Here is a 10,423-nt window from a genome sequence, read left to right as displayed (position 1 = left end):
GCTTCTGTGCGGCTGGTGATTGACTTGGCAAGAGAAACGGGCCGCAATATGACGGCCCGTTTCTCTTGATGCGGAGACTGAACGCGGGCTCCGCCTCACTCGTGAGGGACGAAGAGGTATTCGGTGGTGAAGGCAGCCTCCTGAGCGAGTTTGTTGGCTGGCCTTATTCGACCGCTGTCTCGGTACAGATGGAAGATGAAGGCCTCGGCCCTGTTGGCGAAGTCCGTCGCGGGCCGCGTGATTCCACCGTTGATGACGACGACCAGCCGTTTTCCTTCAACCGCTGCGTCGGCATAGAGCTGCTTGACGTCGGAGGTTCCCAGGTCCTTGGACCGCTCCCACCATACGACGTGGACTCCGTCCGAGCTGAATGGTGAGCCGTCAGAGGACGAGAGCTCCATGTCTGTAAACCCCATGGACCGGAGCTGGGTCACGACTTCCGTGACCAGGACGTGGGGGCTGGGTGGGACTACCTCTTCACTGAAGAGCGTGAGTCTTTCCGACTCGTTGTCCCCATGCGTCTCGATCTTGGTAACCGCCTCAGGGCCGGGAGCGAAGACAAACGGGTGGTCCAGGAGTTCCTCGATCACGTCTGCCAAGCGGGTCGTGCCGATGTCGGGTAGCGGCGTCCCGGGTGTGAGGCTCGCCTGCCCGTGAATGAGGTTGTTGAGATCAAGGCGCCACTGGACGCCGTGCTCGAGGTCATGGATGTCAACCATCCATCCAAGGGTGGCTTTGCAGGAGACACGTACCGTCCGAGGGCCACTCCGGACCACGAGGAAGTCGCCCTCGTGCTGCCGAAAACTACGGGCCTCCCATCCCTTCGGCGCTAAGGTAGCCCGCAGCCTGTTGTTCGCCACGACCTGGGCGACGGGGATGCCCTGCCCGGCCAACGCGTCCGCTAGGCGGACGATCTGGCACATCTCCGGTTCGTCCCACTTCCAAGGGCTCACCTCTTCGCGTCTATCTCTCCAAGCGGTGATGCGCTCATGGAAAGCGTCAGCCAGGACGTCCTCGCCCGTCTGTGGATCCCAGATGCGAGGAGTGTCTCCGTCGGCGGGACCGTATATGTGCCAGAACAGGTGGTAGTCGTAGGGGCGACCGAACCTCGTCATCCAGAGCAGAGTCTTCGTGCCGTCGTCCACGGTGACGGTGAGGGCCGTGGCACGATTCCCTCCGACCGACTCCTGCATGCGGAGTCGGTCGTTCAAGTCGGGATGCCTTTCGCGGAGCGCTGACTCGACGCGTTGGTAGGCGAAGAAGGCCCCCATCGCAGACGACATGTCGCCCCACGGAATCTGCATGAACGTCATCAGTCCGAACCCCCTACGTCTGTGGTCAGAGCAAGCCCCATGCCCGGTGATCACGCTAGCGCGGAATTCGGCATGATCGCCCGGAGTCTCTGGAGAGGATGAGGCCCTAGCCGCCCAACGCGGGCATCCATCTTCGCAAGTTCTCTACGGCACCCCTCTATCACTGGCGTGAAGCCGTCCGATACCCACGGGTGCGACCGGGGCCGATCTTGAATCTGAAGGGGATGTCCTGCCGGTCGAGCCGTCAGCGGCACCCTCGGTCTGAGCGTCGCCGCGCGTTACCCGATATGGGGAGAACTCCTGGTCACTAGGAATTGGGACGCCGTTGTGCTGTCTTCTTGGCGACTCGCCGTGTTGGCCCCGACTGGACGCCCGCTGGATCAGGTGGTGTGGCCGGCGTTACTCCCAGAACCTCAGACGCGAAGGTCAACCAGGCCTGCGCGTCGGCACCGTTGAGGTCGTCCGTCCATATGAGCGAGCCGTTCTGTCCGCCGCCTTGGTTGTGCGGAAGGATGCCGTTGTCTGCGTACCAAGCCTTCTTGAGCTCCCACTTCCGGGCATAGTCGGGTAGGTCGAGCATCCCTGCGTGCTCCCAGTAGACCGTGCGGCCATCGCTGGCCGAGATCGTGAAATCGGGCAGGACGACGCGTCCGTCGGCACCGGTGTAAGGCTCCTCGTATTGCCATTGACCTGGTGCGAGTTGGTCGAGGAGGCCAGCGATGATGACCTCGTTCTTCGACGCCATCGGGATGCCGCTCGCTGACACATGCATGAGCTTCCGGTCGAAGCGGCGGGCCGTGCCCTGGATCTCGAGCGCTACCGGGTGCGGCGCGTCGAACAGGTCAGTCAGTCGCCGGGCCGTCTCCGAGCGCCAAGGCTGTGCAAGGTCGCGTAGATCGGAAAGCGTGCCCTCGTGGAGGATGACGACCTTGTCCTTCTGCCTGGTGAGGGCGGTGTACATGAGTTCCCGGGAGACGTTCGCCCGGGCGGGGAGGATGAGGAAGGTCGTGCCGAACTCCGATCCCTGCGACTTGTGGACCGTGACTGCCCATGCGAGTTCCAGTAGGGCGTCATCGGAGTCCGTCGGCCAGTACGAGTACTGAAACCCGGATTGGGAGGAGAACTCAACGTTGAGGCGCAGCTGGGACTTGGGTGTCTTCGTCGCCGGCGTGACGAATCCGATCGCCACGCCGATCTCGCCGTTTGCCACGTAGTTCATTGCGTTCTGCTTGGGCCATGCGTTCAGACGCTTGTTGGTGGTCTGCATGACCTTGTCGCCGCGAACGATCAGCTCGGGTCCGATCGGCTTCGGGATGTTGCCCCGACGGGTGTCTCGTTGTGCCCACATGGTGTCGCTTGACCGGTACGTGCGCTTGATGTGGCGGTTGAGTTCGACTGTGCCGAACGCCCGGGAGCGGCTCGGGGAGAGAATCTGCCAGTCCTCTGCATGTTCACCTGCGCCGACCTGCCAGTTGAGGTACGCGCCGTTGATGGCGCCGCCGTAGGTGAGCGCGAAGGCTCGCGCTGGGTCCGGGTCACCATCGAGCACCAAGTTGTGCTTGAGCTCATCGGTCAGTGCCTCGACGGCAGTTCTGTTGCCCCAGGGCACGTATCGCACGGTGGGCAAGTCAGGGTTGGCGGCTAGCTCTGCCCAGATGGCTTCGTCGCCTGCGCCTCGTGTGTTGTCGCCGAACCAGGCCGCCAGTTCAAGGTCGTGTCGGGTGCCGTGGCTCCCGTCCGCGAGTTGGCGCCGAGGCACCTGGAGTTCGACGTAGCCGGGTGCAACGCGCACCCAGTTACTGAAACTGTCGGGTCGCAGCTTGTTGACGAGGTCTACGAAGGGGCGGCCTGCGCCGATCGGTGGGAGTTGTCGTGGGTCGCCGACGAGGATGAGTCGTTTGACCCCGGTGAAGGAGTCGAGGGTGGCTGCGAGCATCTCCTCGGTGAGCATCGATGCTTCGTCAATGACGACCAACGCGTAGTTGTGTCGTGGTTGCTGGTCTCCCCATACGAGGTACCGGCCGGTCTCTCCGTCGTACCTGTGAGTGGCGCTCAGGTGCGACGCCAGAGTCTTGGCGGGCAGCTTCACCTTGGTTTCCAGCTGGACCTTCGCCTTGCCGGTGGGAGCGAGAAGCAGCACATTGCCCGCGGCGACCCCGGGGTACTCGACCAAGGCGCGCAGCAGCGTGGTCTTGCCGGTTCCCGCTGGCCCGATCAGCACCGAGAGCGAGGCGTCATGAAGGGCCGAGAGGCCGGCGGCCTTCTCGGTGCGAGCGCGCTCCTCCAATTCGTCGAGCTCTCCCGTGACGTTCTGGTTCCGGTCGAGCGCGCTGTCCAACACCCTTCTGGCGTCCGTGACCGGCCCGAGGCTGGCCCTGTTCTCTTGAGTCCTGATCCAGTCCCGGATGACGGAAGAGGTCTCGTCGAACCGTGTGAGCTTGTACGCGGGAGTGCCGTCTGCGAGCGACACGCTTGTCAGGGGTGACCACTCACTCCACTCGTTGATGCCGTCATGGTCCAGATCGAGGCCGGTCAGGATGGTCTTGGTCAGAGCGGGCGGTTGAGCGAGTGCGGCGTCGTTTGCCAGCGCGATAGTCTCGCCTTCCGGTACGACTGTGTCGCCCTGCCGGCCTTGTCGTTCGAGCACGTCGGTCAGCAATGCTTCGATCCGACGTCGATCGAGGTGGCCCTCCAGCTTGACGTCATCGGGAACCGGAGGCTTCCAGGTGACGTGGGCCGGGGGGAAGAGGGCGCGGTCAACGGTCGTGAACGGCACATGCTCCGCGATGCCGTAGGTGCACGTCGAAGCGAAGTACGGGTTTTGGAGCAGGTCCTCGGCCGTCATCTCGACCTCCGTTGCGCCTTCGAGCAGCGTCCGCACCTGGGCCGGGGAGATGTCGAAGCCAGAGAGCAGGCGCAGCACAGCCTGACGCTCTGGCGGCACCTTCTTCCAGATCCTGGCCTGGAGATTGCCGATGTGCACTTTTATCGCACTCGGTGCGCCGGAGGGGTCGGCAAAGACCGTCTGGAGGAGGTCCCACGGGTCGGTGTCGTCCCCCGCCTCTGCCATCACCGCTCGCGCCGCCACGTACGGCTGCTGGACGCCGATCACCTTGAGGAAACCCGGCAGACCGGGGACGGGGCCACGCAGCTGCCAGAGTCGCTCGATCTGTGCCTGAAGCCACTCGCGGCCAGTGTCAGGCAGGTCCACACCCAGTTCCCGCATGCCATCGGCGGCCGACTGCAGCGAGGTGAGCGCCTCAATGGCGGCATCGTCGGACAGGTGCTCGGTGACGTACGAGAACTCGACGACGCGGCCCTCAGGGGCCCACGCGAGCGCCTTGTCGACGTCAATGCCCTTGTCCATCAGGGAGACGAGCTGCTGGTAAGGCAGCAAGACCCCATCGGTCATATCGGCGCGGAGCGAGTGCTCGACAACCGTCTCCCACATGGCGGAACTGAAAGGCGGGTTCCCCGATTGGCTCCACATCGGCGGCGGAGTGACGCGGGTGACCCGTGCGGCGCCCACCAGCAGCCGGTCGGTGCGCTGCTCCTGAAACGGTGAGTGCTTCAGATAGGCGAAGACCAACGAGTCACCCGGGGCGACCGGCTCGAAAAAGGCATCCATGATGGCACGTTGGTTGCCTCCGTCCATCACCCACAGCGGGTTGGAGTTCAGCGCTGCGTCAGCGGCGTCCTCCGCGGCCTGGCTGAACAAGGGGACTCGCTCATGGCCGATCTCCTGCGCGAAGACTTCGCGGTTCATCCAGCGGAAAGGAACCGCCTCGAAGGCGTATCCGGGGAGTGTGACGTGGGTGTCGTGGATCTTTCCCTGTAGTGCACGGTGTTGTCGGTACGGATGCTGCTTGACGACCGTGTAGCCGAGCGGGGACATGAACGTCGCGCGCTCGCTGAGGCATGGCAGCCGGTTCTGATCGAGGGTGTCGATCCCGGCACCGGCGTGGGCGACCTCGAACGAGTCGTCCCGATCCTTGCCGATCGCGGCGAGCAACGTACATGACGAGTTCCCCAACGGGTCGTCGCAGATGAATTGATCCCAGGGGCGGTCCCGCCACGGAACCCTCATCGACACGTGTTGAATTCCGGCCATACAGGAGGTCTATCACCTGGTACCGACACAGTCCGGCTGTCCGACTTTTTGGTTGTTCAGTGCGTTCGCCCGTGCGCGGTCGCGAAACCGGCCAACGCGTTTTTGGAGGCGAAGCTGTACAGGCCGAGCGGCCAATCCGAGCCGTTTGCCCGCGCAAGTCAGCGACAGACCCGCTCTCGTAGAGCCGGACAAACTCGCCGGGTTCGGCGGAGCATCAGCCGACTCGTGCCTCCGGCCGTTGGCGGCTTGACGTGAGGGCTCAGCCTCAGGCGTTCACCGTGGTGGCGCTACCGCTGTGCAGAAGCTGTAAGCCGCCAGCAGGGTATTGCACATGAGCGAAGCGCTCAACCCATCGGCCATTCGAGTGGCCGTGACGATACCATTCGCGTGCGAGACGAACGCGGGACTTGCGCATCGCCTTGCAGTCCCCTATGGAGGTGCCGACGATGGTCTTGCCGCTCGTCCCGCTCGTCATCATCATCGGCAGCGGTATCACGGGAGGCGGCGGCGTGGTGGCGGGCGCCGTCGGTGGCGTGCAGAAGAAGCGTGCTGAAACGCAGATCCGACATCACACGACACGCTACGAGAATCGCCACACCACTCACCTCGCGAAGGTCGACCGAGCGAACGCGGCGCTGCAGTCGCTCGGTCGAGCGCAGGAACGAGCACAGCGCGACGTCATCTTCCGGATGCGAGACTTCCTCGAGCGCCATGCCAAGCAGGTTCGAGCGCATGAGCACCTCATCCTCGACGGAGTCGACGACTCAAACACCACCCGCGTCGTAGGGATGACGAAGCTCGATCCGGATGTCGCGGGTTGGGTCCGAGGCATCGTCGGCTCAGCCGTAGTCGCCGGCGCCACTCCGGTGGTCCTCCGTAAGGCCGTAGCCCAACTGGCAAAGGCCAGCACCGGGAGGCCGATCGCGAACCTCCGCGGAGCAGCGGCAGAGCGTGCAACGCGTGCATTTTTCGGCGGCGGAAGCCGCGCTTCTGGCGGTGGTGGGATGACGCTCGGAGCGACGGTCCTCAAGGTCGCAGCCGTCGGCCCCGGCGTCCTCATTGCAGGCCTAACGATGAAGAATCGAGGAACCAAGGCACGAGCCGAGGCTGACAACCTCCGGACAGCAGTCGACGATGCCATCGCGCAACTCGACGTTCGCGACCAACTCCTCCGTGGAGTGAGGAAGCGAGCGCATGAACTGGACGACATCCTCATTCGGCTGGTTTCACAGGCAACGAACGCCCTTGACCTGCTCGAATCCGAACCCTTCGGCATCGACGCTCACGGCAAGCGTCTCCAAGCGGCTCTGGTCCTGGTCAAGTCGGTGCGGGATGTAGCCACAGCACCCGTCGCTGACGAAGACGGCAACCTCGACACGAACACCGAGCAACTCATCTTCACCTACCGCGACACGCGCAAGGAGACGACGGATGCCTGATCAGAAGGGCTTGCCCAAGGGCACCCCCCTGCCTGTAAAGGCAACCGAGCTAGTAGTCGGGGCGACAGGAAGACTCAGCGCGGCAGACGCGCTCAACGCACTCAACCAACTCGTCAGCGCTGTGCGCGAATCGATCCAGATCCACGAAACGGAGAGCACGAAGCGCGAAAAGCTCAGGACGTACCGGGATACCGAGGTCGCGCGAATCAAGGCGTCCGAGAAGATTCTGCGGGACTACCTCGACCGCGTCTTCGAAGAGCGGCGCGAGACGCACAAGCGACTATTTGACGGCCTTGACCGAGCACTTGAATCTGGCGACGTCGCAGCAATGCAGACCGTCGTGGGGGGAATCGTCGAAGTGGCACGCACATCGCCTCTCGCCATGATCGGCAACCTCGGCGAACTGAGGCGCGCCATGGACGACCCCGACACCGTGTTCGAGTTCTAGCGCGATGTGCCCACACCCCGAAACGCCCGCTCATCGGCATAAGCGGATGCACCACACGGCCGAGGTTGCTGGTAACGGAACGGGCCATGCCGCCAGCCCCGCTGGGCATGCCTACCTGCAAGCCAGATGCAATGCCGGCCCCGCCGCCTAGCCTGGCTGGGAACTGGTTCGCTGGGCAGGGCCCTGGAGTAGTCCGGAAAGGTCGCGTTTGACCTGGTCGGAAGCGGTGGGTGCGCCCCAGCGTGAAGCGAGCACGGCACCTGTGGATCATGGAGTTCTTTACACTACAAGAACCGAAAGGTTGCCGTGCTCGTCGCTCCATCACCGCTCATCTCCCCGGCACCCAGCGTCGTCGCCCCCTGCCTGACGCCCACCGCCCCGCCAGCGCACCGGGCGGCCTGATCCTGCCGGGGGCCCGCTCGACCACCTGACCCAGGTGCCCGATCCCAGGGATCCGCGCGGGGTGTGCTACCGACTGGCCACTCTGCTCGCGATCGGAGTGTGCGTGCTGACCTCGGCAGGTCACAACTCCCCTACCGCAGTGGCGGAGTGGGTTCGTCGATGCAGCCCGCAGGAACTGGAGCGGCTCGGCTGTCCCTTCAACCCGCTCACCGGACACCACCGAGTCCCCGACGAAGGCACCCCGCGCGAGGTCTGCACGAAGGTCGACCCCGTCGCGCTTACCGCCGCGGGCTACGCACGCCTAGTCGCCCTGACATGCCCCGGGCCGACCCGGCTCACCCCGGACGGCGCGCCCGAGCGCGAACAGCGCCGCGCGCACCGCGCCACCACTTTCGGCGGCCCGCCGCCCAAGCCGCGTCGCACCGCGATCGCCGTGGACGGCAAGTGCCTGCGCGGCGCCAGGCGACCCGACGGGAACCAGGTCTTCGTCACCCTCCACGGCATCCCGTGATCAAATCGGATATTCGCGGAACACTCCGGGCCTCTGGGAGTGAAGGTCGCACAGTCGCAGGAGTGCGAGGTTATTCAGTCCGACATCGCCTTCGCAGCCCTTGAGGAAGGAAAGCGAGCGGTGAACTGGGCGACGAGGTCGCGGGCCAGGGTGTCGAGAACCCAGGCCAGTTCGTGGCGGCTGATCAGATCGACGGGTAGCGCCTCGACGCCGTGTGCCGCTCCGAGCAGTGCGCCGGCCACGCAGGCGACCGAGTCGCCGTCCGGCGCTCCGGCGGCGAAGCGCAGGGCGGCGTGCACCTGAGCCGGCTCGGGGAAGGAGGCGGCGACATACAGGCCGCCGAGCAGTGCCGAGGGCGCGGTGGCGTCCGGTGCGAGCTTCGCAAGCCGTCCCGGGTCCGCGGGCTGGTCGTCGGCCTGCAGAAATGTCGTGATGAGCTGCTTGCGCTCGTCGGCGGTCAGGCCACGGTCGTTATCGCAAAGGGCATGGATGCCGTTCATCAAGGCTTGCTGCACCTGCGCCTTCGCGCCGAAAAGCAGGGAATCCTGCATCTCGGGAGTGCTGGTCAGGCAGTGGCTGACCAGCACAGCCGCATGGGCTGCCGCGGATTGCGCGGCTAGGTCGCCGTGCGTGAGGGCAGCGAACTCTCGGGCCGACAGAACGAATTGCTCCGAGCCGAATGCGGCGCCGACTACAGCGATGGGAAGGGTGCGGGTGAGCGCGTGGCAGCCGCGGCTAGTCGTCGTCGGCCTCTCCACGGTGCCCTGCTCGATCTTGGACAGGGCCGCCACCGTTGCCGGTGCTGAACCTCGCCGTTCAGTCAGTACGGGCACCCGGGCGAGCCAGCCGTCCGGCCACACATCGTCGCTGTGGGCCCAGCGCCGTCGCATCCGCTCGACTTCTATCCCCTGCAGGGCGGCCCACCGGCAGTAGGCGTGCCACACCACCGACGGGGGGTGGCAGATGCCCTTGTGGGCACCGCGCACCAATGCGCGGATGGTGCCCTCGGCGGTGAAGCAAGCCAGCTGGGTGCTGACTCCGGCCCGCAGTGGGCCGTCAGCCGGCAGCTTGCCCCGGGCGGCGCCGAGCGTGTCTCCCAGTGCCAGACCGAGCAGCATCCCGCGCACTCGGGAGGCCGCCCCCTTCTGGCTGAGGAATTCCCTGTGCAGCACCTGTTGCGCGTCACGGCCCAGGTCCGGTTCCTCCAGCAGCTGATCGGCAGTGGCATCGTCCAGCTCCGGCTGGTCGAGCCCTCGCTCCCTCAGGAACCTCTTCCGGCGTGCCTGCTGATCGTCCAGGACGGCCTGTCTCTGCTCGGGGGTGACATCGTCGGGATGGACGATCCACTCGATGCCCCCCATCTGGGAGTTCTCGGTGGCGGACCTGGCCGGCAGGGCGTCGTCGTCGCCCTTTGCCCTGTCGCTCGTCTCTTCGTGATCGGCAGCCCTGTCCGTCTCCCGGTGCAGGCTTTGAAGGGAGGTGCCGTGGGCCGGTGGCGGCACGGCCGTGACCGGATCAGCCGCTCCCGCGCACGCGCCGGCCGACTGTCCGTCAGGGTCGGTGCCGGCGGTCAGCTCGTGTACCGCGTCGTGCATCTCTGGGTGGGCGTGGAGCTGCCAGCCGCCGGTCAGCACCCGGCGCAGGTCGTTCAGCGCAGTCTTGGAGTCGGTGCCCGTGGCCAGGTGGCTGTAGAGGGCGGCGACGGCCGGGGTGCGGCTCTGTCCGGCAAGGCAGTGGAGCAGGACCCGCTTGCCCTCCTGACGCAACCGCAGCACCTGACGGGCGGCCTGGTCCAGAACGTAGTGGAGGTTGGCGTTCGCCCCCTGACTGTCCACCAGCCACACGCGGACGTGCTCGACGTCGGTGCCGTTCAGGACCGGGCCCGTACCCATGCGGCACAGCGACACCACGGCCTCGACGGGGACCGGCTCGGCGTCCTGGGCCAGCGCCAGGTTGCCCAGCACCACCCCGGGGTCGTGCGGGTGGGGTATGGCGAAACTGCGGTGGCCGCCGACGGACATGCGGGGCGCGGAGGGCCATCCCTGGGCGTCGTCGCTCCCACCCCGGGCTGTGCGCACCGCCAGCCGGACCAGGTCGGCGCCGGTGAGGCCGGGCCAGCCATGCACGACCTGCTGCCACGCCAGCGGGATGCCGGAGCAGCCCCAGCGCGCGCCGAGCAGGGCGCCCGCGATCGCCGCG

General features: G+C 65.8%; 6 protein-coding genes. 3 read left to right on the top strand and 3 right to left on the bottom strand.

Annotated features, from left to right (window positions below; genetic code table 11):
• Positions 1–95: 95 nt before the first annotated feature.
• Together OP79_RS37785 and OP79_RS37780 are read right to left on the bottom strand one after the other, a co-directional pair.
• Positions 96–1,313, bottom strand: a complete 1,218-nt coding sequence (locus OP79_RS37785) for a hypothetical protein (RefSeq protein ID WP_033326959.1) — start codon at positions 1,311–1,313, stop codon at positions 96–98.
• A gap of 307 nt (positions 1,314–1,620) precedes the next feature.
• Positions 1,621–5,424 carry an AAA family ATPase gene (locus tag OP79_RS37780; protein WP_033326957.1) on the bottom strand — a complete coding sequence of 1,268 codons (3,804 nt, stop codon included), beginning with the start codon at positions 5,422–5,424 and terminating at the stop codon, positions 1,621–1,623.
• A 437-nt stretch (positions 5,425–5,861) separates the two neighbouring features.
• On the opposite strand from OP79_RS37780, the gene OP79_RS37775 reads away from it, so the two are divergent.
• The 3 genes from OP79_RS37775 (at position 5,862) to OP79_RS37765 (ending at position 8,224) form a co-directional block, all read left to right on the top strand.
• Positions 5,862–6,863, top strand: a complete 1,002-nt coding sequence (locus OP79_RS37775; protein ID WP_157857430.1) for a hypothetical protein — start codon at positions 5,862–5,864, stop codon at positions 6,861–6,863.
• Positions 6,856–7,311, top strand: coding sequence for a hypothetical protein (locus tag OP79_RS37770; RefSeq protein WP_245685595.1), 456 nt, complete (start codon positions 6,856–6,858; stop codon positions 7,309–7,311). Before OP79_RS37775 ends, OP79_RS37770 begins: the two co-directional genes overlap by 8 nt.
• Before the next feature lie 427 nt (positions 7,312–7,738).
• A complete protein-coding gene (locus OP79_RS37765) occupies positions 7,739–8,224 on the top strand; it encodes a transposase family protein (protein WP_078492259.1) in 486 nt (161 codons plus the stop codon).
• Positions 8,225–8,298: 74 nt separating this feature from the next.
• Here OP79_RS37765 and OP79_RS37760 read toward each other — a convergent pair.
• A partial coding sequence (locus tag OP79_RS37760; protein WP_245685594.1) for an ADP-ribosylglycohydrolase family protein occupies positions 8,299–10,423 on the bottom strand: 2,125 nt, incomplete at its 5' end.

Source organism: Streptomyces yerevanensis (genome assembly GCF_000716805.1).
GTDB classification, from domain to species: Bacteria; Actinomycetota; Actinomycetes; order Streptomycetales; family Streptomycetaceae; genus Streptomyces; species Streptomyces flaveus.
The sequence above is the reverse complement of the archived record's forward strand: the minus strand, read 5'-3'. Positions and strand labels throughout refer to the sequence as shown.

What these genes read in the sequence shown, in the direction of transcription:
- OP79_RS37780 (WP_033326957.1), bottom strand. Translation starts at nt 5,424, where the DNA reads ATGGCCGGAATTCAACACGTGTCGATGAGGGTTCCGTGGCGGGACCGC.
- OP79_RS37770 (WP_245685595.1), top strand. Translation starts at nt 6,856, where the DNA reads ATGCCTGATCAGAAGGGCTTGCCCAAGGGCACCCCCCTGCCTGTAAAG.
- OP79_RS37785 (WP_033326959.1), bottom strand. Translation starts at nt 1,313, where the DNA reads ATGACGTTCATGCAGATTCCGTGGGGCGACATGTCGTCTGCGATGGGG.